Source organism: Streptomyces rhizosphaerihabitans (assembly GCF_025399795.1).
Taxonomy (GTDB): domain Bacteria; phylum Actinomycetota; class Actinomycetes; order Streptomycetales; family Streptomycetaceae; genus Streptomyces; species Streptomyces rhizosphaerihabitans.
Genome location: NZ_JAODTZ010000023.1, coordinates 111,921 through 137,654, shown reverse-complemented (window position 1 = coordinate 137,654; position 25,734 = coordinate 111,921). Strand labels below are relative to the sequence as shown.

At 70.9% G+C, this 25,734-nt stretch carries 21 protein-coding genes; 14 read left to right on the top strand and 7 right to left on the bottom strand.

Annotation, left to right across the window (positions count from 1 at the left end; all coding sequences use genetic code 11):
• Positions 1 to 10: 10 nt before the first annotated feature.
• Positions 11 to 376, bottom strand: a complete 366-nt coding sequence (locus N4G66_RS23360; RefSeq protein ID WP_261706121.1) for a DoxX family protein — start codon at positions 374 to 376, stop codon at positions 11 to 13.
• 107 nt (positions 377 to 483) lie between these two features.
• Between N4G66_RS23360 and N4G66_RS23355 the strand changes: the two genes are divergently transcribed.
• Positions 484 to 861, top strand: a complete 378-nt coding sequence (locus N4G66_RS23355) for a winged helix-turn-helix transcriptional regulator (RefSeq protein ID WP_261706120.1) — start codon at positions 484 to 486, stop codon at positions 859 to 861.
• Between the two features lie 179 nt (positions 862 to 1,040).
• On the opposite strand, the gene N4G66_RS23350 is transcribed toward N4G66_RS23355, so the two are convergent.
• Positions 1,041 to 1,649, bottom strand: coding sequence for a TetR/AcrR family transcriptional regulator (locus N4G66_RS23350; RefSeq protein ID WP_261706119.1), 609 nt, complete (start codon positions 1,647 to 1,649; stop codon positions 1,041 to 1,043).
• A 177-nt stretch (positions 1,650 to 1,826) separates the two neighbouring features.
• On the opposite strand from N4G66_RS23350, the gene N4G66_RS23345 reads away from it, so the two are divergent.
• The 6 genes from N4G66_RS23345 to N4G66_RS23320 all read left to right on the top strand — a co-directional run bounded on the left by N4G66_RS23345 (position 1,827) and on the right by N4G66_RS23320 (position 9,622).
• Positions 1,827 to 2,534 carry an SGNH/GDSL hydrolase family protein gene (locus N4G66_RS23345; protein WP_261706118.1) on the top strand — a complete coding sequence of 236 codons (708 nt, stop codon included), beginning with the start codon at positions 1,827 to 1,829 and terminating at the stop codon, positions 2,532 to 2,534.
• A 229-nt stretch (positions 2,535 to 2,763) separates the two neighbouring features.
• Positions 2,764 to 4,224: a DHA2 family efflux MFS transporter permease subunit gene (locus N4G66_RS23340; protein WP_261706117.1), complete on the top strand. Its 1,461-nt coding sequence runs from the start codon at positions 2,764 to 2,766 to the stop codon at positions 4,222 to 4,224.
• A 106-nt stretch (positions 4,225 to 4,330) separates the two neighbouring features.
• Positions 4,331 to 4,756 carry an organic hydroperoxide resistance protein gene (locus N4G66_RS23335; RefSeq protein WP_261706116.1) on the top strand — a complete coding sequence of 142 codons (426 nt, stop codon included), beginning with the start codon at positions 4,331 to 4,333 and terminating at the stop codon, positions 4,754 to 4,756.
• A 401-nt stretch (positions 4,757 to 5,157) separates the two neighbouring features.
• Positions 5,158 to 8,700, top strand: coding sequence for an ATP-binding protein (locus tag N4G66_RS23330; protein WP_261706115.1), 3,543 nt, complete (start codon positions 5,158 to 5,160; stop codon positions 8,698 to 8,700).
• A gap of 137 nt (positions 8,701 to 8,837) precedes the next feature.
• Positions 8,838 to 9,212, top strand: a complete 375-nt coding sequence (locus N4G66_RS23325; RefSeq protein ID WP_261706114.1) for a hypothetical protein — start codon at positions 8,838 to 8,840, stop codon at positions 9,210 to 9,212.
• A complete protein-coding gene (locus N4G66_RS23320; RefSeq protein ID WP_261706113.1) occupies positions 9,209 to 9,622 on the top strand; it encodes a hypothetical protein in 414 nt (137 codons plus the stop codon). Before N4G66_RS23325 ends, N4G66_RS23320 begins: the two co-directional genes overlap by 4 nt.
• A 100-nt stretch (positions 9,623 to 9,722) precedes the next feature.
• On the opposite strand, the gene N4G66_RS23315 is transcribed toward N4G66_RS23320, so the two are convergent.
• Positions 9,723 to 10,067, bottom strand: a complete 345-nt coding sequence (locus tag N4G66_RS23315) for a carboxymuconolactone decarboxylase (protein WP_261706112.1) — start codon at positions 10,065 to 10,067, stop codon at positions 9,723 to 9,725.
• A 553-nt stretch (positions 10,068 to 10,620) separates the two neighbouring features.
• On the bottom strand, positions 10,621 to 13,008 hold the full coding sequence (locus N4G66_RS23310) for an excinuclease ABC subunit UvrA (RefSeq protein WP_261706111.1): 2,388 nt from the start codon (positions 13,006 to 13,008) through the stop codon (positions 10,621 to 10,623).
• A 237-nt stretch (positions 13,009 to 13,245) separates the two neighbouring features.
• Between N4G66_RS23310 and nhaA the strand changes: the two genes are divergently transcribed.
• On the top strand, positions 13,246 to 15,147 hold the full coding sequence (gene nhaA, locus N4G66_RS23305) for a Na+/H+ antiporter NhaA (protein ID WP_391858868.1): 1,902 nt from the start codon (positions 13,246 to 13,248) through the stop codon (positions 15,145 to 15,147).
• A gap of 30 nt (positions 15,148 to 15,177) precedes the next feature.
• Here nhaA and N4G66_RS23300 read toward each other — a convergent pair whose 3' ends face one another.
• The 3 genes from N4G66_RS23300 to N4G66_RS23290 all read right to left on the bottom strand — a co-directional run bounded on the left by N4G66_RS23300 (position 15,178) and on the right by N4G66_RS23290 (position 17,580).
• Positions 15,178 to 16,089 carry a GlxA family transcriptional regulator gene (locus N4G66_RS23300; RefSeq protein ID WP_261706109.1) on the bottom strand — a complete coding sequence of 304 codons (912 nt, stop codon included), beginning with the start codon at positions 16,087 to 16,089 and terminating at the stop codon, positions 15,178 to 15,180.
• 10 nt (positions 16,090 to 16,099) lie between these two features.
• Complete coding sequence (locus N4G66_RS23295) at positions 16,100 to 16,699, bottom strand: isochorismatase family protein (RefSeq protein WP_261706108.1); 600 nt, start codon at positions 16,697 to 16,699, stop codon at positions 16,100 to 16,102.
• Between the two features lie 662 nt (positions 16,700 to 17,361).
• On the bottom strand, positions 17,362 to 17,580 hold the full coding sequence (locus N4G66_RS23290) for a helix-turn-helix domain-containing protein (protein WP_261706107.1): 219 nt from the start codon (positions 17,578 to 17,580) through the stop codon (positions 17,362 to 17,364).
• A 261-nt stretch (positions 17,581 to 17,841) separates the two neighbouring features.
• Between N4G66_RS23290 and N4G66_RS23285 the strand changes: the two genes are divergently transcribed.
• The 6 genes from N4G66_RS23285 (at position 17,842) to N4G66_RS23260 (ending at position 25,719) form a co-directional block, all read left to right on the top strand.
• Entirely contained in the window at positions 17,842 to 18,294 is a 453-nt protein-coding gene (locus tag N4G66_RS23285) for a phospholipase (protein ID WP_261706106.1), read from the top strand.
• Between the two features lie 242 nt (positions 18,295 to 18,536).
• The gene (locus N4G66_RS23280) at positions 18,537 to 19,217 is read left to right on the top strand and encodes a lipoprotein (RefSeq protein ID WP_261706105.1); all 681 of its coding nucleotides are present in this window, start codon (positions 18,537 to 18,539) and stop codon (positions 19,215 to 19,217) included.
• A gap of 317 nt (positions 19,218 to 19,534) precedes the next feature.
• Positions 19,535 to 20,032, top strand: coding sequence for a three-helix bundle dimerization domain-containing protein (locus N4G66_RS23275; protein WP_261706104.1), 498 nt, complete (start codon positions 19,535 to 19,537; stop codon positions 20,030 to 20,032).
• A gap of 41 nt (positions 20,033 to 20,073) precedes the next feature.
• Positions 20,074 to 21,111, top strand: a complete 1,038-nt coding sequence (locus tag N4G66_RS23270; protein ID WP_261706103.1) for a polyphosphate kinase 2 family protein — start codon at positions 20,074 to 20,076, stop codon at positions 21,109 to 21,111.
• A 54-nt stretch (positions 21,112 to 21,165) separates the two neighbouring features.
• Positions 21,166 to 23,883: a cation-translocating P-type ATPase gene (locus N4G66_RS23265; RefSeq protein WP_391858867.1), complete on the top strand. Its 2,718-nt coding sequence runs from the start codon at positions 21,166 to 21,168 to the stop codon at positions 23,881 to 23,883.
• 54 nt (positions 23,884 to 23,937) lie between these two features.
• Complete coding sequence (locus N4G66_RS23260) at positions 23,938 to 25,719, top strand: SulP family inorganic anion transporter (protein ID WP_391858865.1); 1,782 nt, start codon at positions 23,938 to 23,940, stop codon at positions 25,717 to 25,719.
• The last annotated feature ends 15 nt before the right edge of the window (positions 25,720 to 25,734 follow it).

Genomic DNA, 25,734 nt, shown 5'->3' with positions numbered 1-25,734 from the left:
GCGGATCGGGTCAGAGCCGGGTGGTTCCCAGCCAGACGGCCGCCGCCGCTGCCACCAGCAGGACGATGTTGAGGCCGATCATCCGTGCCTCACCGCGAGAGACGTGAACGGCGATTCCGCCGACCTGGATCAGCACGAGGCCAGTCGCCGCGGCGACGGCGAGCCAGGGCGCGATGCCGGTGAGCGGCGGCAGGATCAGGCCTGCCGCGCCGAGCACCTCCAGCGTGCCGATGAGCCGGACGACCGGCATGGGCACGCGATCGACCCACCCCATCATGGGCTGAAGCCGCTCCTGGCTCTGCAGGATCTTTATGCCTCCGGCATAGAGGTAGAACGCCGCCAGCAGCGCTGCGACGATCCAGTAGGCGACGTCCATAGTGACCCCTTGCGCAATAGTTACCAGGCGTAAGTTGCCTCATGATGAGTCACTGTCGGGGGGCTCACAAAAGGCACATGAATGTGCGCTACCCACAGGGAGCTGTCATGTCGCAGTACGAGCACACCTGCATGATCCGCGGAGACGGCGGGCAGACGATCCGCGCCGTGCTCGACCGGATCTGCGACAAGTGGACGCTGCTGATCGTGACGACCCTCGAGCAGGGGCGCCTGCGCTTCACCGACCTCCAGCGGCAGATACCCGGCATCTCGCAGCGGATGCTCACGCTGACGCTGCGGAACCTGGAGCGCGACGGCCTGGTGTCCCGGACGGCGTACGCGGAGGTCCCGCCCCGCGTCGAGTACGCGCTGACCCCCACCGGGAAGAGCCTGATCCCGCCGGCCCTCGCGCTGGCCGGCTGGGCGATCGAGCACATCGCCGAGATCGAGGCCAGCCGGGCCGCGTACGGGGACCGGACCGGTTGAGCCCGGTGTGCGGGGTCCCGCGCCGGGCCTCAGCGCTGGAAGGCGGCGCCGAGCGGTGCGCCGGCCGTGTTCCCCCTCCACTCGCCCCTGCTCGCGTCACACGGACGCGGGAGGACCGGTCGGCGCCGCCAGACGTTCCGTAGGCGCACCGAACGGCAGGACGAGCGTGCGGAAACCCTTCAGGCGGCCTTCGCGAAGGACGAGAAGAGCTGACGGAACTGACGCAGCGTGGCTTCGAGCAGCTCGTCCGCGTCGCCGTCCGCGTGGGCCAGCGCGACCGCGCTCTCGCAGGCGGCGCCGTGCACCATCGAGGCGACGGCCGTGACATCCGCGCGGGAACGGTCCCTGCCGAGCAACTGACCGAGACCGTAGGCGATCATGCGCCGGCAGTCCGAGCGGATCGCCCGCATCTCCGCCCAGCCCAGCGCCCCCGGCGCGTCGATGAGGGTGATCCGCTGAGTGCTCGGCTCCATCGACATGACCAGGAACTCGCGCATGCCTTCGTACAGGCCGTCCCAGGGGTCCTCATGGAGAGTGAACGTCTGCGCGATGGCGCTCGACAGCCGGTTCTCCTCCGCCTCGTAGACGGCACGGAACAGGTCCCGCTTGTTCTTGAAGTGGTGGTAGAGCGCACCCTTGCTCGCCCCGATCTCCTCGCAGATCGCGTCGAGCGAGGTCGCGGTGTACCCGTCTCTGGCGAAGAGCTTGCGCGCGGCGGAGAGCAGTTCGTTCGTCGTCGTCCGAGAACGCTCTTCCTGCGATCGGCGTACCCGCTGCTGACTGCCCATGGATCCGACTCGCCCTCCTGACCCCCCGAAAACATCCACGGTTCGATCTTAGCGTCTCCCCCTCGTACCGAGAGTTCACCGATGCTGGATTCCATAGACATACCATCGGTTGGAATGTAACGTCACGGCCGCAGACAGGGCGGCGGATCACGCCGCACGCAAGAACGGAGAAAAGACATGACCACGACCGAAGGACCCACCGCCGAGGAAGCCGACGCACACGTCCTCTCCCCCGAGGACGCCGACCGGTTACTGAGCAACGCACCCTGGACACGCTTCGCGGTCATCGGGGACAGCCTCGCCGAAGGGCTCGGGGATTCCTCCGCCGGCTACGCGGACACACCCTGGGCGGATCGGGTCCTGGAGGCGCTGCGCCGGGTCGACCCCGGCACGGAGTACCTGAATCTGGGCGTACGCCATCTCAAGGCGGCCGAGGTGCGGACGGGGCAGCTCAGGGAGGCCTTGGACTTCCGTCCCGATCTCGCCTCGGTGGTGTGCGGCGGCAACGACTTGCTCGTCCGCGACTTCTCGGCGGCCGCCGTGGAGGCCGAACTCGACGCGATGGTCCGGCAGTTGCGCGAGAGCGGCGCCGTTGTCTTCGTCTTCACCATCCAGGACATCACCAAGGTCTTCCCCGAACAGCTCGGCGGCGGAGGCCTGAGCGGCCGCATCGAAATCTTCAACGACCTGGTGCGCAAGGTGGCCGCTCGGCACGGCGCCCTCGTCATCGACATGTGGGCCCACCCCACCAGCCGCTCCCGCAGCGTGTTCAGCGCGGACATGATGCACGCCTCGATGCGCGGCCACGCCGTCCTGGCATCCGCGGTGTTCGCCCAGCTCGGCTGGTATCTGACGACGCTCCGAGGCCAGCTCCACAGCCACTGAGAGAGCTGTGCGGGAGAGATCTCGGAACGCCCTGCCACCTCGGAGGCGCGCACCGAACGCAAGCCGTCGAGGCAAGCGCTCGACGTACGGGGGACATGACGGCCCCCTCCCCCGGCACGCCGACCCGGGAGCGCACGCGACGGGTCGGCCGGCTCCGTGACAACCGGATTGACCGTCGAGCATGTCACATAAATACATTCCGACCATTGGTATGTTGGAGGTGTTGGTGATGAGAACTGGGCCCGCCGAACCGGCGGCCGAGCGGGGGTACGTGCCGCTTCTGCTCCTCGCGTCGAGCGCGACCTTCCTGGCCGTACTCGACGTAACCATCGTGAATCTGGCCATCCCCGATCTGCACAAGGACTTCCAGGACTCCGCCGTGGCGGACCTGTCCTGGGTGATCACCGTCTACGCCACCCTGTTCGCCGCCCTGCTGGCGCCCGCGGGCCGGCTCGCGGACGTGATCGGCCGGCGTTCCCTGTTCACCGCGGGCATCGCCGTCTTCACCGCGATGTCCCTCGCGTGCGCACTGGCCCCGAACATCCCCGTCCTGCTGACCGCCAGAGCCCTGCAGGGCGCCGGAGCCGCCGCGATGATCCCGGCGGCCCTCGCCATCGTCCTGATGGACACACCGCCCGAGCGGCGCCGCGCCGCGATCGGCAAGTGGAGTGCGGCCTCCGCGTTCGCTGCCGCGGTGGGCCCGTCGATCGGCGGTGTCCTGGTCGACACCCTCGGCTGGCGGTCGCTGTTCCTGATCAATGTGCCGTTCGGCCTGCTGCTCCTGCTCCGCGCGCACATCATTCCCCGGGCGGCCCGCCCGGAGGGCAGCAGGCTGCCGGACCCGATCGGCACGATCCTGCTGGGGGCCGGCATCGGCCTGCTCGGTCTGGGCATCTCCAAGGGCGGGGACTGGGGCTGGGGCGGCGCGGCGACGCTGAGCTGCCTGGCCGTGGGCGCCGCCGCCATGGCGATCACGCTGTTGCGCTCCCGGACCCACTCGGCCCCCGCCGTGGAGACCGGCCTGTGGCGCAGCCGTACCTTCGCGCTGGCGAACCTGTCCGTGTTCTTCTACGGCGCCTGCCTGTACGCGTGGCTCCTGGTCGGCGTCCTCTACGTCACCTCGGTATGGCACTGGTCGGAGCTGAAGGCGGGCCTGGCGGTCACCCCGGGCGCCGTCGCGGCGACTCTCGTGGCCCTGTACTCGGGCAGGATCCAGACGAGGTACGGCCCACGGACGGTCGTGGTGGCCGGCGCGATCGTCCTCGCGGGAACCGGCTTCTTCCTCGCCTTCACCCTGCCCGACCAGCCCCGCTTCCTCACCTACTGGCTGCCCACCGGCATCCTGGCCGGCGCGGGCATGGGCGCGATCACCACGGGAACGTCGACCGCCGCCGCCCTCTCCGTCTCCCCGCCGCGCTTCGCGGCGGCGACCGGGCTCAACCAGACGGCCCGTCAGGTCGGCGGCGCCTTCGGCATCGCGACGCTGGCCACCCTGCTCAGCAGGGCGAGCGCCGACGCCTCCGACTACGGGCATGTACTGCTCTTCTGCTCCATCGTCACGGTCCTGTCCGGCCTGGCGGGCCTCGGGCTCGTCATCAAGGCCCCACCGGCCGCGCCCCAGGGACAGCCCGCCCGAGGTTCCACGTCCGGGGCCGCGCAGACGGCCGAGGCGAAGCCGACGACGCTCTGACCCCGAGAGGGCGGCACGCACCGGGCGGCGCGCACCGGATGCCGCCACTCGGGTCGCCGTCCATCCGATCCAGGCGCACACACAACCGACGGAAGGTACGCAAGAGATGCCCATCAAGCCCAGCGAAGCTCTCTACACCGCAGTCGCCACCGCCGAGGGCGGCCGAGAAGGCCGCGTCTCCACTGAGGACGGCAAGCTCGACATCGTCGTCAGCCAGCCCAAGGAACTGGGCGGTACGGGCGGCGGCACCAACCCCGAGCAGCTCTTCGCCGCCTGCTACAGCGCGTGTTTCCACGCCTCGATCGGGATCATCGCCCAGACGGAGAAGATCGACATCACCGGTTCCAGCGTGACGGCCCGCGTCGGCATCGGCCGCAACGACGCCGGCTTCGGCATCGTCGCCGAACTCACCGCCCATATCCCCTCGGTCGACGAGGCCACCGCCAGGGAACTCGTGGAGAAGGCGGACCGGATCTGCCCCTACTCCAAAGCGACCCGAGGCGACATCGAGGTCACGATCAAGACGGCCTGACCCACGCGACGAAGACCTCGCCGCCCGGCGAAACAGCCGACGGCGGGGTCTTCGTCCGTCCCGATCGCCGGAACGGGCCGGCCAACAACCCCGGCACGGGCTGCCGATGCCGCCGCGTGCGCATCAACACAGCTGATTCGGAGCGGAGTTGCCTGTCCGAGCCAAGGGTTGTCCACCCGCGGCCCGCGGTCGCTGTCCGTGCCCTTCACCCCTGCCACCGCCCCACCCCTTTCGACACCGCGCCCGTACGGCGATCCCGGTCTGCGGGTCCGCCGTACCGGCGTGTCCGCGCCTCGCGGCCTTCGTGTCCCCTGCCTACGCTCTACGGAGGGGGCGGAGCGGCGAAGGACCGGCTCGGAGCGACGAGGACGGCCGACCCGAAGGGACCGACGAGGACTGCCATGGTGACGGGTTTCCCGTTCGTGGGACGCGAGGACGTGCTCGGCGAGCTCCGAGAGGCAGGCGAGCGCGCCGTCGCGGGCAGGGGCGGACTCGTCACCCTGACAGGAGCTGCGGGAGCGGGCAAGACCCGCCTCGCCGAGGAGGCCGTCGCCCGTGCCGAGGGCTTTCGCGCGGTGTGGACATGGTGCCCGCCGGACGCCGTCGAACATGCGCTGAGGCCCTGGTCGCGGCTGCTGCGCGAACTCGTCGTCGACGACGTTCACTGCGGGCGCCCGGTCGCCGCGTCACCGTCGTTGCGGGCACTGTTGGCCGGGTCCGCGGCAGGCGAGGGGACGGACACGAGCCGGGACGCGGACCCGGAAGGGGCGTGGCTGGGACTGGCTGGTGACGTCGCCGAGGTCCTGACGACGGTGGCACGGCAGCGGCCGTTGCTGCTGGTCCTCGACGACGTGCACGCGGCCGACGCCTCCTCCCTGCGGCTGCTCCTGGAGACCTCGGACGCCGTGCGCGGTGCCCGGGTCCTGCTGCTGGCCACGGCCCGCGACGACGACACCGCCTGGCACGACCGCGCCTGGGCCCGCGCCCAGCTGCTGCGCCGCGGCCGCGCGCTGCCGGTGGGACCGCTCCGGGAGAAGGACGTGGCCGCTCTGCTCAACGCCGCCACGGGCGACGCACCCGCGCCTTCGGCCGTACGCGCCCTGGCCCGGTACACGGGCGGTGACGCGTTCTTCGTGACGGAGCTCCTCCGGACGGGTGGCGGCCTCGACGGACCCGCTTCCGACGTCCCGGCGACGGCCGTCTCCGTCCGGGTGCGGGACGCGGTCCGTGCCCGCACCGCCGAACTGTCGCCCAGCGCCGCACAGTTGCTGGACATCGCCTCCCTGCTGGGAACGCGGTTCCGGCTCGACGTGCTCGCCGATTCCGCCGCCGTACCCCTCGACGAGGTGCGCGCCCTGCTCGGGGAAGCGGCCGGAGCCGGACTCCTGGCGGAGGCCGGGGCGAACGAGGGCCGCTTCCGGCACGACCTCCTGCGCGAGGCCCTGTCCGGGCGGCCGGCGCCCGGCGAGCGGGCCCGGCTGCACCACACGGTGGCGGCCGTTCTGGCCGACCACACCCGGCGCGGGCGCGACACCGGGCCCGCCGAGGTCGCCCACCACCTCCTCCTCGCCGGCCCGGAACACGCACGCGAGGCCGCCGGGTACTGCCGGGAGGCCGCCGACCGGGCCGCGGGGCTTCTCGCGTTCGAGGAGGCGGCGCGCTGGTACGAGAGAGCCGCGCAGGCGTACGGGATGGGCGGCGTCGAGGCTGCGAAGGAGGCCGGGGGCAGTGCCGGGGCCCGTGCCGGTGTCTCTGTGGGTGTCGGTCGAGCCCCTGGGGCGGTCGTCGATGGTGGCGAGACCGCGGATCAGGGGCTCGGTGACGCAGAGGAACGCGTCGAGGTGCTGCTCGGGCTCGGGGCGGCGCGGCTCGGGTCCGGCGACTGGACGGCGGCCCGTTCCGCGCTGCTGCGCGCCGCTTCGCTCGCCCGCCGGGCGGGACGGCCCGATCTGCTCGCGCGGGCCGTGCTGGGACTCGGCACGGGTCCCGTCGGCTTCGAGGTCGATGTGGCCGACCGTGAGCAGGTCGACCTGCTCGGCGAGGCGCGTTCCTCCCTCGCGGGTGATCCGGCGCACGCCGCGCTGCGGGCCGCTGTCACGGCCCGGCTGTCCCTGGCAGCGGCTCTGCTCGAACCGGAGGGACACCGGGTCGCTCTCGCGAAGGAGGCTGTGTCCACGGCCCGCGGGGTCGACGACCCGGCGGCCCTCGGACCGGCGCTCGCGGCCCTGTGTGACGCCCGGCCCGGCCCCGACCACTGCCGTGACCGCCTCGACTGGTCCCAGGAGATCATCGCCGTGGCCCGTTCCCGGCGCGACCTCGCCCTCGAACTCCTCGGCCGGCGGCTGCGGTTGGTCGCGCTGATGGAGACGGGCTCGTTCGCCGAGGCCGACGCCCAGGCAGCGGCGTACGAAATGGCGGCCCGGCCGCTGCGGCAACCGCTGTACGCGTGGTACGTGCCGCTGTGGCGCGGCACCCGGGCCCTGATGGAGGGGCGCTACGACGACTGTGCCGCCGCGCTCGACGAGGTGGAGGCTCTGGGCGGCGCGGCGGGCAGCGCCAACGCCACGCTCCTCGCGGAGACGCAGCGCTGGTGTCTGTACGCGGAGACCGGCGACCGGGACAGCCTGCAACGGCTCCGCGACCGGGCGCCGTTGGAGCGGATGCCGGGTGTGTGGCCGCGCGTCACGCTGGGCCTGCTCGCCGCGCAGCTGGGCCGACGGGAGGATGCTTCGCGGCGCCTGACCGCGGCGATGCCGTCGCTCGTCCGGGCTCCTCGGGACAGCGAGTGGCTGCCGATGATGGCGCAGGCTGCGGAGACCGTCGGCGCGGTGGGCACCCACCCCTCCGCGTCCCTGCTCTACGACGCCCTGGCACCGTACGCGGGCCTCTTCGTGGTGGAGGGCATCGGCGCGGCGATCCGGGGCCCGGTCGACCGTCAACTGGCCCTCCTGGCCCGGTCCGTGGGTGACGACCGGACGGCCCGCCACCACCGTGACCGCGCCGTGCGGGCCGCCCTGGAGGCCGGAGCGGTCGCACTCGCCGAGCGGATCGCGGAGGAGACGGTGGGGACGACAGGGACGTCCAGGATGACAGGGACGGCGGGGACGGCAGAGACGTCCGGGACGGCGGGGACGGCGGGGACGGCGGGGACACAGAACATTCAGGAGAGCGGAACCGGGACAGCCGTTCCGGCACCGTCGGCGTTCCGCGGCGGCACCGTCCGAGCGCGGGACGGCACGAGCGACAGCGCGCCGATCCCGGTCTCCGCCGATGCGCGGCCCCACGCCCCGGCCCGCCCCATTGATGCCGGACTCCAGGATCCGGCCCGCCCCACCGCGGTGCGGCCCGACGCCCCCGCGCGGCGGCCCGGCTCCCCCCTGCCCGCACCGCTCTTCCGCCGCGAAGGCCCGCTGTGGCACCTGGTCTACGCCGGCCGGGAGGCCCGCCTCCCCGACAGCAAGGGTCTGCGCGACATCGCCGTGCTCCTCGGGCGGCCGGGCACCCCGGTCCCGGCGGTCGACCTGGCGATGCCCGGGACCACCGCCGCCGGCGGTACGGGTACCGCGGACATGCACCCTGTCGGTGATCTGGGCGAGGTGATCGACGCTCCCGCGCGCGCCGCGTACCGGCGACGCCTGCGGGAGCTGGAGGAGAAGGCCGAGGACGCCGACGCGGGCGGGGACGCCGTACGGTCGCGCCGGATCGCGGAGGAGAAGGACGCGCTCGTCCGTCAGCTGTCCGCCGCGTACGGCATCGGCGGCCACGTCCGCCGAGCCGGTTCGCCCGTGGAACGCGCCCGCACGGCCGTCACGGCACGCGTGCGCGCCGCCGTCCGCCGGGTCGCTGCGGTCCACCCGGAACTCGGACGCCACCTGGAGAGCGCCGTGCGGACGGGCACCCTCTGCGTCTACGAGCCCGAGAACCCGCCCGCCTGGCGCCTGTGAGTCCCCGGGACCGGACCACCGGCACACGACCGACGCCGGTGAGCCGTCACCTCACACTGTGCCGTCCGGTCTCACGCCTGATGGGTGAAGGCGCCGTACGCGACCGGGTACGGCCGGGGAACGAAGGGCAGGACGTCATGCCACGCACAGCCAAGGCGGAGGCGGAACTCAAGGTCGACGAGCCGGTGATCGAGGGCCGGTACGCCGAGGTCGGCCCGTACACCGTCTCGTACGAGACCATGAAGGCGGACATGGATCCGGCGCCGCTCTTCAGGGGGCTGCCCGACGACCGGTGCCAGTGTCCGCACTGGGGCCAGGTGATCTCCGGAAAGATCGTGTTCCGGTACGCCGACCACGACGAGGTCTTCCACACCGGAGACGCCTACTACGGCGCACCCGGCCACCTGCCCCTCCTCTTCGCCGGCACCGAAGTCGTCGAGTTCAGCCCCACCACCGAACTGGACCGCACCATGCGGACGATCGGCCGCAATCTCGCGGAGGCACCGTCATGAGCACCCTCGACGCCCGCCGGGCCAAGGAACTCGCCGAGCTCTTCGTGGAGTTCCTGCGGACGAACAGCGCCCCCGCCGGACTCTTCACGGACGATGTGTTCGTGGACCTCAGCCTGCCCCAGTGGCGGCTCCAGACATCCGGCCGTGACCACCTCGTGGCCCTGCGCCGAACCAGCCATCCCTTCCTCGGCACCGTGCCACGCCACCGTACCGACGTCACGGAGACCGGCATCGTCATCGAGTTCGAGGAGCGCTGGGAGAACGCGGACGGTACCTGGTACTGCCGCGAACTGCTCCGCGCCGACGTACGCGACGGCTCGATGAGCGAGGTGTCCGTCTACTGCACCGGCGACTGGTCCCCCGAGGTCCAGGACTCCCACCGTCGCGAGGTGACGCTCATCCGGCCATGAGGCCAAGGGGGAGGAGAAGCGAGGGGCACGGCGGGGCGGGGCCGGGCGGGCCGCCCGGCCCCGCCCGGCCCCGTCACAGCGTCCGTGTTCAACAGCCGTGTCAGCGCTCGCCCTCGGCGGCGACCTCCGCCTCGATCTCCGCTTCGGCGACGGCGATCGCGACACCGAACGCCGAGGCGATGTTGCCCGCTGCCGTCATGACACGGGCCGTACCCACGATGGGGGCGATGGCCACCAGGACGTCCTGCACCTGGGCCATGGTCAGATCGGCCTTGATGGCGGGATCGATGTGCGCGAGGTAGGAGATGGGCGGCGCGTCCGAGGCCGCGAGCGCCGCGATGCGGGTGAGGAGGAGCTGGTCCGTGGGCAGTCCGCACCGCTCGAGGGAGTCGACGGTCATGGCGGCGAGGGTGTCCAGGACGGGGGTTTCGGATGCTGTGGTCATGGCGGCCGGCCTCCTGATGCGCTGACGGGGGCGCTGGAAGCGGAAGGGTTCGCTGTCCGCGGGCGCCACTCTGTGCGTCAACCGTAGGTGCATTTCGGGCAGGGCGCGCGCGGAGCCCGGTGGGTCTGGCAGCGCCCCTCCTGACCCGGGCCGGCCCCGCTGGCGGGTCGCCACCTGCGGTCAGGGCAGGCTCTGTTCGGAGGCGCCGACGCTCCTCGACTCCCGGCTGGACCGGTGCCGGGCTTCGTCGTTCGTCCGGCGCCGGACGCCGCCTGTCCGTGCGGTGCCGGGCGACGGCGTCCGCCCGGGGCCGGGCTTCGGTCGTTTCGTCCGGTGCCCGGCGCCGCCCGTCCGTCCGGGGCCAGGCGACGGCGTCCGTCCAGTGCCGGGCTTCGGTCGTCCGTGCGGTGCCCGGCGCCGCCCGTCCGTCCGGTGCCGGGCGCCGACGTCCGTCCGGTGCCGGGCGCCGGCCGTCCGGCGGGTGCCGGGTGTCGGGTGGGACGAGTTCGGCTCGGCGGCCGGAACCCGTCCCACGTGTCCGCGCGGGCCCCGGTCAGGCGCCGACGTAGGCCGCGAGGTGTTCGCCGGTGAGGGTGGAGCGGGCGGCGACGAGGTCGGCCGGCGTGCCCTCGAAGACGAGCTTGCCTCCGTCGTGACCGGCTCCGGGTCCGAGGTCGATGATCCAGTCGGCGTGTGCCATGACCGCCTGGTGGTGCTCGACGACGATGACCGACTTGCCCGAGTCGACGATTCGGTCGAGCAGACCGAGCAACTGCTCCACGTCGGCGAGGTGCAGGCCGGTGGTCGGCTCGTCGAGGACGTAGACACCGCCCTTGTCGGCCATGTGCGTGGCGAGCTTGAGCCGCTGCCGCTCGCCACCGGACAGCGTGGTGAGCGGCTGCCCGAGAGTGAGGTAACCGAGCCCGACATCGGCGAGCCGCCCGAGGATGCGCTGCGCCGCCGGTGTGTGCGCCTCACCGGCGCCGAAGAACTCCTCGGCCTCGTCCACCGACATCGCGAGCACCTCACTGATGTCACGGCCGCCGAGGTGGTACTCCAGGACCGACGCGTCGAACCGCTTGCCCTCGCAGTCCTCGCAGGTGGTGGCGACTCCCGCCATCATCGCGAGGTCCGTGTAGATGACGCCCGCACCGTTGCAGGTGGGGCAGGCGCCCTCGGAGTTGGCACTGAACAGCGCCGGCTTCACGTCGTTGGCCTTCGCGAAGGCCTTGCGGATCGGGTCGAGCACACCGGTGTACGTCGCCGGGTTGCTGCGCCGCGAACCACGGATCGGTGCCTGGTCGACCGACACCACACCCTCGCCGGCCGGGATGGACCCGTGCACGAGCGAGCTCTTGCCGGACCCGGCGACGCCGGTGACGACGACCAGCACCCCGAGCGGGATGTCGACGTCGACATCGCGCAGGTTGTTCGCCGACGCGCCGCGGATCTCCATCGTGCCGGTGGGCTTCCGCAGCGTCTCCTTGACGGAGGCCCGGTCGTCGAAGTGCCGGCCGGTGACGGTGCCGCCGGTCCGCAGCCCCTCGACCGTGCCCTCGAAGCAGACGGAGCCGCCCCCCGTACCCGCGCCGGGGCCGAGGTCGACGACGTGGTCGGCGATCACGATGGTCTCCGGCTTGTGCTCCACGACGAGCACCGTGTTGCCCTTGTCGCGCAGCCGCAGCAACAGGTCGTTCATCCGCTGGATGTCATGGGGGTGCAGACCCGCCGTGGGCTCGTCGAAGACATAGGTGACGTCGGTGAGCGAGGAGCCGAGGTGGCGGATCATCTTGACGCGCTGTGCCTCGCCGCCGGACAGCGTGCCCGCCGGACGGTCCAGGGCGAGGTAGCCGAGGCCGATCTCCACGAACGAGTCGAGGGTCTGCTGGAGCGCCGAGAGCAGCGGTGCCACCGAGGGCTCGTCGAGACCGCGGACCCATGCGGCCAGGTCGCTGATCTGCATCCCGCAGGCGTCGGCGATGCTGATCCGCTCGATCTTCGACGAACGGGCGCCCGCGCTGAGCCGGGTGCCGTCGCACTCGGGGCAGGTGGTGAAGGCGACGGCCCGGTCCACGAACGCCCTGATGTGCGGCTGCATCGCCTCCTTGTCCTTGGAGAGCATCGACTTCTGGATACGCGGGATCAGACCCTCGTAGGTCATGTTGATGCCGGCGATCTTCATCCTGGTCGGCTCGTGATGGAGGAAGTCGTGCAGTTCCTTCTTCGTGTACTTGCGGATCGGCTTGTCCGGATCGACGAAGCCCGACTCCTTGTAGAGGCGCATGTTCCAGCCGTCCGAGCCGTAACCCGGGATGGTGATCGCGCCCTCGTTGAGCGACTTGGAGTCGTCGTAGAGCTGGGTGAGGTCGATGTCCGAGACCGCGCCCCGGCCTTCGCAGCGCACGCACATGCCGCCGGTGCGGTTGAAGGTCGCCTTCACCGCCTTCTTGTCACCGCGCTCGACGGTGATGGCACCGCTCGCCTTGACCGAGGGGACATTGAAGGCGTACGCGCTGGGCGGGCCGATGTGCGGCTTGCCGAGCCGGCTGAAGAGGATGCGCAGCATCGCGTTGGCGTCGGTGGCGGTGCCGACCGTGGAGCGGGGATCGGAGCCCATCCGCTGCTGGTCGACGATGATGGCGGTGGTCAGACCTTCGAGGACGTCGACCTCGGGCCGCGCGAGCGTGGGCATGAATCCCTGCACGAAACTGCTGTAGGTCTCGTTGATCAGCCGCTGCGACTCGGCGGCGATCGTGTTGAACACCAATGAGCTCTTGCCCGAGCCGGACACGCCGGTGAACACCGTCAGCCGACGCTTCGGGATCTCGATGCTGACGTCCTTGAGATTGTTCTCCCGCGCGCCGAGCACCCGGATCAGATCGTGGCTGTCGGCACCATGCGGCGCAGGCGGCCGCGTGTCCGTCCTCGTGGCCTTGCTCATCCTGTCTCCATCTGTCGGGCGGGCCGCCTTCACGGTCTCCGCCGGCATCGCCTGCCTCGATCCAACCAGCTTCGCGCGCGGTGCCGGGTTCGCATGCGCCGACTCCGTGCGCCACGCTAGGTGAGGCCCGGCCGCCGGCGCTTCTCGAATCCTGATCGATCCGGTCACCCGCTCGCCGGTCCGGTCACCCGCCGCCTGGGGAAGTATCCGGTCCGGGGCGAGAATCGGAGGGTGACCATGCCATCCGAGACGCCGTCCATGTCAGGTCAGACTCAGTGCGGCCAGCGCGCTCGCAGCCCGTTGCACGCGTTTTTGCGGACGGAGACCGGCAGCGCCGCCGTGCTGCTCGCCGCCGCTCTGGCGGCGCTGGCCTGGGCCAACATCGGTGCTGACTCGTACGAGACGGTGTGGGGCACCGAGCTGTCGATCCGTATCGGGTCGGGCGGAGTGTCACTGGATCTGCGCGAGTGGGTGAACAGCGGCCTGATGACGCTGTTCTTCTTCGTCGTCGGTCTGGAGGCGCGCCGCGAGTTCGACCTGGGCGAGCTGCGAGAACGCCGCCGGGTCACCCTGCCGCTGCTGGCGGGGCTCAGCGGCATGATCGTCCCCGTCGTCGTGTACCTGGCCATCACGTCGGGCCATGGCTCCGCGGCGCACGGCTGGGGTGCCGCCATGTCGACGGACACCGCGTTCGCCCTCGGCATGCTCGCCGTCTTCGGCTCACGACTGCCCACCAATCTTCGCGTCTTCATCCTCACCGTCGCCGTGGTGGACGACTTCCTGGCTCTGGCCGTCATCGTCGTCGCCTACAGCGACACCATCTCGCTGCCCGCGCTGCTGACGGCGCTCGGACTGTTCGTGGTCGTCCTGCTGCTGCGGCGCACCATCGGCGCGCGGATTCCCTCGCTGTACGGCGTGCTGGGCGTGGCGATCTGGGTGGCGCTCCTGAAGTCGGGGATCGACCCGGTGGTGACGGGTCTCGCGATGGGCATGCTGACGTACGCGTACGCCGCGGAGCGCAGCGATCTGGAACACGCCAGCCGGCTGTTCCGGCGTTTCCGCGAGCAGCCGACCCCGGAGCTGGAGCGCACGGTGCGGCGCGGTCTGGCCTCGACGCTCTCCCCGAACGAGCGGCTCCAGCAGATGTTCCATCCCTGGACCAGTTACGTGATCGTGCCGCTGTTCGCCCTCGCCAACGCCGGCATCACCCTCAGCGCCGGTCAGCTCGCCGACGCCTTCACCTCACCGATCACCCTCGGCATCCTCTTCGGCTACCTGCTCGGCAAGCCCGTCGGCATCATCGGCGGCACCTGGCTCACCACGCGCGCGGCCCGAGGACGTCTTCACCCGCCCGTGGGCTGGGGTGCCATCACCGCGGGGGGCACGCTGGCCGGTGTGGGCTTCACCGTGGCCCTGCTGATCGCGTCGCTGGCCTTCACCGGCGACCGTCTGGCGCAGGCGAAGGTCGGCATCCTGGCCGCGGTCGCGGGCTCGTTCCTTCTCACCTGGGTCGTCACCCTGGTGATCGGTGCGCTCACCGGGCGCTCCCGCGCGCGGGCCCTGCTCGGCACCGGCCGGAGCATCGTCGATCTCAGCGAACCCGTCGACGTGGAGCGCGACCATGTGCGCGGGCCCCTCGACGCGCCCGTGACCCTCGTGGAGTACGGCGACTTCGAGTGTCCCTACTGCGGTCTGGCCGAGTCCGTGGTGCGCGAACTGCTCGCCGACTTCGGCGACGTCCGCTACGTATGGCGCCATCTTCCGCTCACCGACGTGCACCCCAACGCACAGCTCGCCGCACAGGCGGCCGAGGCCGCGGCCCACCAGAGCCGCTACTGGGAGATGCACGACCTCCTCATGGGACATCAGGGCGACCTGGGGCCGAGGGACCTGTTCCGGTACGCCACACGTCTCGGCCTCGACAGCGGCCGCTTCCGCGAGGACCTCCGGGGCGGCGCGAGCACGGCCCGGGTGGCCATGGACGTCGAGTCGGCCGATCTCAGCGGTGTTTCGGGCACTCCGACGTTCTTCGTCAACGGCCGCCGTCACTACGGCGCCTACGACATCGCCTCGCTGACGGCGGCCGTACGCGCCGCGCGCCAGCGGGCCACGCTCACGGGAGCGGGCCAGGAGACCTGAGACCCGCTCGTGCCGTCCGCTCGTGGCGGTTCAGGTCGCGCGGGCCCGCAGGCGGCGCAGCATGCGGGCGTCTTCGAAGCCCACCGCGCGGGCGGCGGCATCGACGGTGACGCCGTGGCTGATGAGGTGCTCGGCGCGCTCCAGACGCAGGGCCTGCTGATAGCGCAGCGGTGTGAGGCCGTCGGTCGCGCGGGTGAAGAGGCGGGTGAGGGTGCGTTCGCTCACGCCCACGGCCGCGGCCAGTTCCGGCAGCGGCACCGGCCGGTCGAAGCGGGCGTCGAGCAGGTCCTGGGCGCGGTGCACGGTGTCGTCCAGGTGGGACCGGTACCGGAGCATCGCGCTGGCCTGGGGTTCGTGGCCGTTGCGTCGTGCGTAGACCACCATGTCCCGCGCGACCTGCGCGCCCGCTGCCGGGCCGTGTCGGGTGGCGATCAGGTGCAGGGCGAGATCGATCCCGCTGGCGATGCCTGCCGAGGTGACCACCCGGTCGTCCTCGGTGTACAGGACATCGCGGACCACGGCCGCCCGAGGGTAGCGGCGGGCGAGATCGTCCTGGACGTCGTGGTGCGTGGTGCAGCGACGGCCGTCGAGCAGCCCGGCCCGGCCGAGCGCGTCGGCTCCCGCGCAGACACTGGCGACGGTGCCGCCCCTCGCATGGTGGTCCCGGAGGACCCGCAGAGCGGCCTCGCCGATGCGAGGGCCGTCGGTGAGGGTGAGCGCCCGCCAGCCGGGCACGACGATCAGATCCGCTGGGCCGAGCTCCGGCCAGTCGAGCCGGGTCACCAGCGGCAGCCCCTGAGCGGTGGGGGTCTGCGGCTGTTCGGCGACGTAGTCGAGGGTGTAGGGGTGCCCGAAGTCGGCGGCCGTGGAGAAGACCTGCGCGGGGCCGGCCAGGTCCAGCAGATGGACTCCGGGCACCAGGAAGAAGACGATGTGGCTCACGATCCGGTCATCATGCCCGAGACGCGGCCGAGGTCTCAAGGTCGTCGACCGTGGCGATGGTGGCGAAGCGCCCGGCCAGGGCGTACTCGGTGCGCCTGATGACCTCCTCGGCACTCAGGGTGCGGGGGTCCGCCAGCAGCTCGGCCACGCTCTGGTCGGCGGGGGCGTCACGGTGCGGGATGGGGTTGGTCGCGGTGGCGTCGGAGACGAAGGTGACCTGGTAGCCGAGGTCGCTCGCGAGGCGGGTGGTGGTCTCCACGCACTGCTCGGTGCGGATACCGCAGACGGTGAGCTCGCGGACACCGCGTTCGGTGAGGAGTTGCTGCAGGTTGGTGGTGGTGAAGGCGTTGTGCGAGGTCTTGTGGACCAGCGGTTCCCCTTCCTCGCGCCGGAGCTCGTCCATCAGCCGGACGTGACCGAGGGCGGGGTCGAACACGCCGCCGCTGCCGGGCTCCGAGTGCAGCACCCACACCACGGTGTCGCCGGCGCTGCGGGCGAGGCCGACCAGCCGGTCCACCTGGTCGGTGATCTTCGGATTGGAGATGGTCTCCCACAGGGGGCGGGCGCGGAAGGATTCCTGGACATCGATGACGATCAGTGCTCGGGTCATGCCCCCACTCTGACCGGCCCGCGCACCCTGGGGACAGACCTCATCGGGTCCGTGTGCGGACCGATCCGGTCACACGAGAGCCGGTCCGGCGAATGCGCCGTGATTCCGGCCGCGCGAGCCAGGACGCGGGCCGTGCGCTGTCCTGCCGCCAGGACGTGTCCGGCCGTGGCGGGGCGACAGCCCCCGAACTCGGGAACGTTCCGCCGTCAGGCGCGTCGGCATGCCAACCCGGCATGAAGACAAAGACGCCCAACTCCGAGAGCTCCACACCCGATGGACGTCCAGGCTCTTGCCACTCGCCCCGTATGCGAGCCCCCTCCGCGGAAAAAGCCCCCGTCGTCACCCAACTCACCCCGCCCCAGGGCCTCGTACAACAGTCGGCATCACTTCGTACGACAGCCGGGCCACCCAGCCGGCCCCGCCGCGCGCGCCACCGGCCGACCACCTGGCCGGTCGGTCGGCAAAGGGCATGAGGGCATGAGGGCAGACACACGGGACATGAGACATGAACACGGGGCACACATGAACATGGGGCACACATGAACATGAACGCGCGAGAACATGGGACATGAGCGCTTGAGGGCATGCGTTCCGTCGGGCCATCAACCCGTCGTGGTATCCGCGAGGGGCGAGAGGCCCGTACGACCCAGCCGCGCGACGACCTAGCAGGCCAGCATCTTCTGAATGGCCTGCCGCGACACGCCGAGTTCCCGCGCGATGTCCGCCTGCGACACTCCCTGATCGATGAGGCCCTGCATCAGCTCACGCCTCTCGACAGCGAACTGCCGGGCCAGGTGCGCATGGTGAATGGCCTGTGCGCGAACCTCCTTGATGCGTCCGAGAGTTGACTGATGCACGGAAAGATCCTTCGCGTTCGCCATATCCCCAGCATGACAACCCCCGTTGTCACGTCAACCCCCCGTTGTCGCACCCGAGAACGCCGCGCCGGACCCCGACCCCAAGGAACACATCCAGCCATAGTCCGCCATGGTGGTCGCAGACATGAAACGCGTCCCCCCAACTCCCCCGAGTTAATTGATTGTTGGGGTTCAAGCTCTATGCAAGGAGGGTCGCGATGCCGATCATTCGTGTCATGAACCTGCAGCCCGACGGGCGGGTCGCAGCCTCATGGAGGTGTTGGGATGCACCAAAGACTCGCCACCGGCCTCGCCGCCTCGGCCATGGCCCTCGTGGCCGTCACGGCGACCGCTACAGCCGCTAGCGCCGCCCCGGCCGACAAGCCCCAAGTCCTGTCCAGCTGGACCCAGACCAGCGCGTCGAGCTACAACACCTGGGTCGCCGCACGCGCCAACCAGTCGGCCTGGTCGGCGTATGCCTTCGACTGGTCCACCGACTACTGCTCCACGTCGCCGGACAACCCGTTCGGCTTCCCCTTCGCCACTTCATGTGCCCGCCACGACTTCGGCTATCGCAACTACAAGGCCGCCGGCTCCTTCGATGCCAACAAGTCTCGGCTCGACAGCATGCTCTACGCGGACCTGGGCCGAGTCTGCGCCAACTACAGCGGCGCGACGAAGGTCTCCTGCGACAGCACCGCGTGGACCTACTACCAGGCGGTCAAGGCCTTCGGCTGACCCTCCACCCACCCACCGGGAGCGCCCGACAGCGCGCAGGCAGTGACATGTGTCCTGCCCGCACTCCGGTGACATTCGAGCCAACTACGGTCGAGCCGAATATTGGTGACGGGACGTCAGCCGCCATCCCGTCACGGCGGACACTGTCCGCCCGGTCCACAGCCGGACCCCTCCCACCCGCCCCGCACCCATCCGCCATGCCTCGTCTACATTGTGTCCACAGGACCAAGGGGGAGCACATCATGGCTGTAGGTATACGGGGCGGGTGGCGCGGGGCGGTGTACGTGGCCCTGTTGACCGTCGTGGCGACGGGCTGCTCGACCACCGCCGACAAGAGTCCGAGGGCGGGCGCAAGCGCGACGTCCACCGACCAGGATTCCGGTGCCACCGGCACGATGGCCAAGAGCGGCGGCACACTCGGTCCCGCGGGCTCGGCCTGCGAACTGCCGGTCAGCTTCGACACGGCCGAGGACTGGAAGCCGCAGTCCATCGACGCGGCGGCGCAGGCCCCGATCGGAACGGACGGCACCAGGGACGTCACGGATCCGCTGTTCCGGCAGGGACCGGTCACCCTCGTCTGCGAGATCGACGCCAAGCCCGCCGGGAACATCGGCTACCTCCGGGTCTGGACCGGAAAACCGGGCGCCGACGACGCCGGCACCGTACTCAAGGCCTTCGTGGCCGCCGAACACGGCGCGGGCAAGGCGGTCTACCGCACGTTCGACGCGGGCGGCCTGTCCGGCACCGAGGTGGAATACGTCTACACCAGTGAGGCCTTCCAGGAGTCGAAGAAGGAGTCCGCCTTCGCCGTCACCACCGATGACGGCCCGGTCGTCGTGCACCTCGGCGGACTGGACACCGGCGAGCACACAGAGATGCTTCCCGCGTACCGGCTCGCCCAGCGGACCCTGCGCACCATCTGACCTCCGCGAGCGGTCAGACCTCCCCGAGCACTCCGGCGACGATCCGCCACCCGCCCCCACCAGATCGGTCGCTACGCGGACACGGACCTTGCGCCGTCCCGCGAGCGGCCTGTCCGCGATGGCCGCGCCCGCGACAGGGCGGGCACCGGCGAGGGCGCACCGTCCGTGAGGCGGATTCGACCGGGCGGACCCAGAATGAGTGGGACGGCCTCGTACCCGGCCGTCGAGCCGTCTCGGGGCGGTCGGATCGGGACCGTTGGCCATACGGTCTCCGCCCCTTGAGGCTCGAGTCTTGCGAGCGCGCGGGTGGTTGAGCGATGAAGACGGACGAGCCGGCATCCACTGCCGACGAGAGCGGCGCGCCGCAGGAAGCGAGCCGCGCTCCCGCTCCGCCCACGGGCACCCTTCCGGCGGCAGACCCGACGGCACACAAGGCTGCCCGCCAGGACGAGGCGGTCGCCCTCCTTCGCCTGACCGCGAGGCTGAAGGCCGCGTACCCCTCGGTCGACCCGTCCGTCGTGGATGAAGTGGTCGCGACGGCCCGCGGTTCGTTCCGGCAGGCGAAGGTCAGGACGTACGTCCCGATCCTGGTCGAACGCCGGGTCCGGGCGCTGCTCGGCGCCCCGCACGACGACGGAACCGCCCACGCGCCGACGGCCGTCGGCGACACGACCGCCGAGCGGCCGGCATCGGCCGGGACGGCGGAGCGACAGGCCGAGGGCCCGGGACGCTCTTCCCTGCTCGGCCGGTGGATTCCCGCCAGGCTCCGGCCCGCGCCCGCGTCCGACCTGGGCGGTGTCGGTGAGCGCTCGTGACCACGCGGTGCTCACCGTGACAGGAGAAGAGGCGGGTCGTCATGACGGATGCCAGGGCCGAACGCGTCGCGAGGCTCATCGAGCCCCTGCGGGTCGAGCCGGGATCACGGGTGAACCTGGGCGAGGACTTCGACCCCCGGTACAAGGCCGGTCTGAAGAAGAAGCACGGTGTGGAGCTGCTGCGCACGGGCGTGTCCCTGCTCGCCGAGTACCAGGAACGGCTGGCGGCCCAGGACACGTACGGCGTACTGCTCTGTCTTCAGGCGCTCGACGCCGGAGGCAAGGACGGCACGATCCGGCACGTCATGAGCGGGGTGAACCCGCAGGGCGTCAAGGTCAGCAGCTTCAAGCAGCCCTCCGCCGAGGAGCTCGACCACGACTACCTGTGGCGGTACGCCAACAAACTTCCCGCCCGTGGCGACATCGCGATCTTCAACCGTTCGCACTACGAGGAGGTGCTCGTCGTCCGGGTGCACCCGGAGCTCCTCGACCGGCAGCGGCTGCCGGCGGATGTGCGCGGTGCGGACATCTGGGATCGCCGCTACCGGGCCATCAACGACTGGGAGCGCTACCTGACCGACAACGGGTTCAAGGTCGTGAAGATCTTCCTGAACCTTTCCAAGGAGGAGCAGCGCACCCGTTTCATGAAGCGGCTCGACGTGCCGGAGCGGAACTGGAAGTTCTCCGCCGCCGATGTCCGCGAGCGCCGGCGGTGGGACGAGTACCAGCACGCGTTCTCCGAAATGCTCTCGCGGACGAGTACGCCCTGGGCGCCCTGGTACGTCGTCCCGGCGGACCGGAAGTGGTTCGCGCGCGTCTCCACCGCGGCGGTGCTGGCTCACACGCTCATGGACATCGACCCCAGTTACCCCGTGGTCGGCAAGGAGGCGCGGGGGGACCTCCGGGCCGCGCGGCGGGAACTGGAGGCCGACGCTCCGAAGGGTGCGCCGGCCGATCCGTACGCGGCCGGTCATCCGGCCGGCGAAGCGGGCGGCGGAGAGCGCCGCAGCGGCCGTAAGGCGAAGGGGCGGCAGGCGTCCGGCGCGGCGGCGCGGACCGGGAAGGGCAAGCGGAAGTAGGTCCTGAGGGACACGGACGGCGGACCGGATCCAGATCGGAGAGCTGAGATGGCGATGCAGTCGAGCGGCCCGAAGGCTCCGGAGCGCGTTGCTCCGGAGCTCTGGTACGCGCGTGCTCCGCAGGACGTCGCCTCGGCTTTCGGTGTCGATCCCGCGTCCGGACTCACCGCGGCCAGGGTCGCCGAACTGCTGGCCGAGAACGGGCCGAACACGCTGCCGGAGGAGAAGCCGAAGCCGGCGTGGCGGCGGTTCGTCGACCAGTACCGAAGCTATATGCAGGTCGTCCTCCTGGTGGCCGCGGTCGTCTCGCTGGCGATCGCCGAGTGGAGCACCGCGATCCTGCTCGTCCTGCTGACCCTGCTGAACGCGGTCGTGGGTCTGCGGCAGGAGGGGAAGGCCGAGAGCGCGATGAACGCGCTCCAGTCCATGCTGACGGCGACGGCCCGGGTCAGACGTGACGGAACCGAGTCGGAGATCCCGGCGGAGCAGCTGGTCGTGGGCGATGTCGTGCGCATCACCGCCGGCGACCAGGTTCCGGCGGACGGGCGGATCGTCGAAGCCCACGCGTTGCAGATCGACGAGTCGGCTCTCACCGGCGAGAGCGTCCCCGCCTCGAAGGACGCCGAGACCCTCCCGAAGGTCCTGCTGGGCCCGGGGGATCAGTCGAACATGGCGTTCATGCACACCCCGGTCACCCATGGCAGCGGTGTCGCGGTCGTCACCGGGACGGGTGCGGGCACCGAGCTCGGAAAGATCTCGGAGATGCTGTCGGCGACCGAGAGGGAGGAGGCGCCGCTCACCAAGGAGCTCGACACGCTGACGCTGTGGATCACGGCCGCCGCGGGCCTGACCATGATCGTGATGTTCGCGCTCGGGTACCGCCGCGACCAGGCGTGGGACGCCCTGTTCGTCAGCGCGGTCTCGCTGGCCATCGCCGCCATTCCCGAGGCCCTGCCCACGGTGACCCAGGCGATCCTGTCCGTCGGCAGTCTCAATCTGGCGAAGCGCAACGCCATCGTGAAGGAGCTGCCGTCCGTCGAGACCCTGGCGTTCACGTCGGCGATCAACTCGGACAAGACCGGCACCCTGACCATGAACCAGATGACGGCCGTGGAGATATTGACCCCCACGGACCGGTACACCGTCTCCGGTACGGGCTACGGCCTCGACGGGAGGATCCAGCACGCCGCGGGCTCCTCCGCGGGCGTCGAGGACGCGATCCTTCCGTACCTCGTCGCGAACGACGCCAAGCTGGTGGACGGCGAGGTCGTCGGCGATCCGACGGAGGGCGCGTTCCTGGTGCTGGCCCACAAGGCGGGGCTGGACATCGACGCCACGCACGAGCGGCTGCCGCGTCTCGCCACGCTGCCCTTCGACCCGGGTTACAAGTTGATGGCGACCTTCAACTCCGCCGTCGACGCCGTGGGCCGGCCGGTGGTGCGCTGTTTCGTGAAAGGTGCGGCTCCGGCGGTGACGGCCCGCGCGGCCACCGCTCTGTCGGGCGGCGCGACCGTCCCCTGGGACGAGGAGCTCAGCCGGCGCGCCGATGAACAGGCCGAGCGCATGGGCGGTGAGGGGCGCCGGGTGATGGCGGCGGCGACCCGGGATCTGGACCCGGACGACTTCGATCCCGACGGAGATCTGCTCGCCTATGTCACCGGCCTGCGGATGACCAGCCTGGTCGGGATGGTCGACCCGCCCCGCGAGGAGTCCCGGGCCGCCGTGGCAAGCGCCCAGGCCGCCCACATCCGGGTCCGCATGGTGACCGGGGACGACGTCACGACGGGTGCCGCCATCGCCCGGCAGCTCGGGATCCCCGGCGAGGCGGTCCTCGGTGCGGACTTCGCCGCGCTGCCGGAGCACGAGCAGCTGGCCCGCATCGACGACATCGGGGTGGTGGGTCGGGTCGCGCCGGAGCACAAGGTGCTGCTGGCGGCCACGCTCAAGAAGAAGGGCGATGTCGTCGCGATGACCGGCGACGGTGTCAACGACGCTCCCGCCATCAAGTCCGCCGACATCGGTATCGCCATGGGCAGCGGTACGGACGTGGCGAAGAACGCGGCGCGGATGATCCTGTCCGACGACAACTTCGCGACGATCGTCTACGCCGTGGAACAGGGCCGCAATCTCTACGACAACCTCACCAAGTACATCCGCTTCGTGCTCCTGCTGCTGGTCACCTTCGTCCTGACCTTCCTCGGGGCGACCATCTTCAACATCGCGGCCGGTGAACCCTTCACCCCGCCGCAGGTGTTGTGGATCCACTTCGTGGTCAACGCCTCCTTCGGCTTCGCGCTCGGCTTCGACAAGGAGAGCGCGGGGCTCATGCGGCGCAGGCCGCGTCCCCGGGGGGAGACGGTGCTGACCCGGCCCGTGATGGTGACGGTCGGCCTCAGCGGGCTGGCGATCACGCTCATCCTGCTCGGGCTGATCAAGCTGGGCGAATCCCGCTTCGACAGCGTCCACATCGGCAGTTCGATGGCGTTCACGGCGTTCGCGCTCTGCCTGATCGTGGCCGCGTTCGAATGCCGCAGCGAGACGGACTCGGTACTGACGACGAGCACGTTCGACAGCAAGCAGATGAACTGGACGGCACTGGCCCAGTTCGTCCTCGCGGTCCTGGTGACCCAGATGGACGGGTTCCGTCGCATCCTCGGCACCACCCGGATCGATCTGCGGCAGTTCGGCTGGGCCCTGCTGTCCGCCGTCGCGCTCCTGGTCCTGTGGGAGGTGGGTAAGCTCCTGGCCCGCAGGGCGCAGCGCACCGATTGAGTGCGCGGGCCCGTGTCCGTGCCCGTCCGGCGCGGACCTACCCGAAGGACAGCCGTGTCGAAGCACCCCGGCACCCCAGGCGGAGGGTGGCGTCGCGCTGTGCCCGCGGTACCCGGCGTCGCGGTGCTGCGGGGGTACCGGCGGAGCTGGCTGCGCGGGGACCTGCTGGCCGGGGTGACGGTCGCGGCCTATCTGGTGCCGCAGGTCATGGCGTACGCCAGTGTCGCGGGGCTGCCGCCCGTCGTGGGTCTGTGGGCGATCCTGCCCGCGATCGTGCTGTACGCCCTGCTGGGCTCGTCCCGACTTCTGTCGGTGGGGCCCGAGTCGACGACGGCGCTGATGACCGCGACCGTCGTCGGGCCGCTCGCCGGCGGCGATCCGGCGCGGTACGCGGTCCTGGCGTCCGCGCTCGCCTTCGCGGTGGGTCTGATGTGTCTCGTGGCGTGGGCGGCGCGGCTGGGATTCGTGGCCGATCTGCTCTCCCGGCCCGTGCTGATCGGGTATCTGGCGGGCGTGGCGCTGATCATGATGGTGGATCAGCTCACCAAGCTCACCGGCGTCCCGACGGACGGTTCGGGGTTCTTCCCGAAACTGGCCTCCTTCTTCGGGAACCTGGACGAGATCCATCCCACGACGGTGATCTTCAGCGCCGTGACGCTGGTCTTCCTGTACCTGGCCACGCGCTTCCGCTGGAGCATCCCGGGGCCCCTGCTGGCCCTCGTCCTCGGCACGGCCGTGGTCGCGGCGTTCGACCTCCAGGACCACGGCCTCGCGGTGATCGGCGAGATCCCGGCCGGGCTGCCCCACCCTCAGCTGCCCGATCTCGGCAACCTGCGCGAACTGCTGCTGCCCGCCGTCGGTGTCCTGCTCGTGGGCTACACCGACTTCATCCTGACCGCGCGTGCCTTCACGACCGACGACGGCGGTACGGCGCTGGACGCGAACCAGGAGTTGCTGGCCCTGGGCGCCGTGAACCTCGGCGCGGGCACCCTTCAGGGGTTCCCGGTGAGCAGCAGCGCCAGTCGTACGGCTCTCGCGCAGTCCACGGGCGCGCACACCCAGGCGTACGGGCTCACGGCCGGGGTTTCCGTGCTGGCCGTCCTGCTGTTCCTGAGTCCTCTGCTCACCAACACCCCCATGGCCGTCCTCGGTGCGCTGGTCGTCTACGCCGCGATCCGGATGATCGACCTGGCCGGCTTCCGGCGGCTGGCGTCCTTCCGGGCCCGGGAACTCCTGCTGGCCCTCGGCTGCCTCGTCGGAGTCCTCGCCCTCGACATCCTGTACGGGGTGCTGGTGGCCGTCGGTCTGTCGGTCGCCGAGCTGCTGAGCAGAGTGGCGCGCCCGCACGACGCGGTCCAGGGACTGGTGCCGGGCATGGCGGGCATGCACGACGTCGACGACTTCCCCGAGGCCCGGGTGATTCCCGGTCTGCTGGTCTACCGCTACGACTCCCCGCTGTTCTTCGCCAACGCGGAGGACTTCCGGCGCAGCGCCCTGGGCGCGGTGGCCGAACAGGAGGTCCCGGTCCGGTGGTTCGTCCTCAACGCGGAGGCCAATGTGGAGGTGGACATCACCGCGCTGGACTCGCTGGACGAGCTGCGGCAGGAACTCGACAGGCGCGGGATCGAGTTCGCGATGGCCCGGGTCAAGCAGGATCTGCGCGACGAGCTGGACGCCTACGGGCTGAGCGCGTCCGTCGGCGAGGACCGGATCTTCCCCACACTGCCCACGGCGGTCGCCGCGTACCGTTCCTGGTGCGAAGGCCACGGCTTCGATCCCGGCGGCCAGGACGGCGATCCCGGCCGGGCGGACCGGCCGGAGGCCGGCCTCGGCTGAGGAACGCGGCCCGCG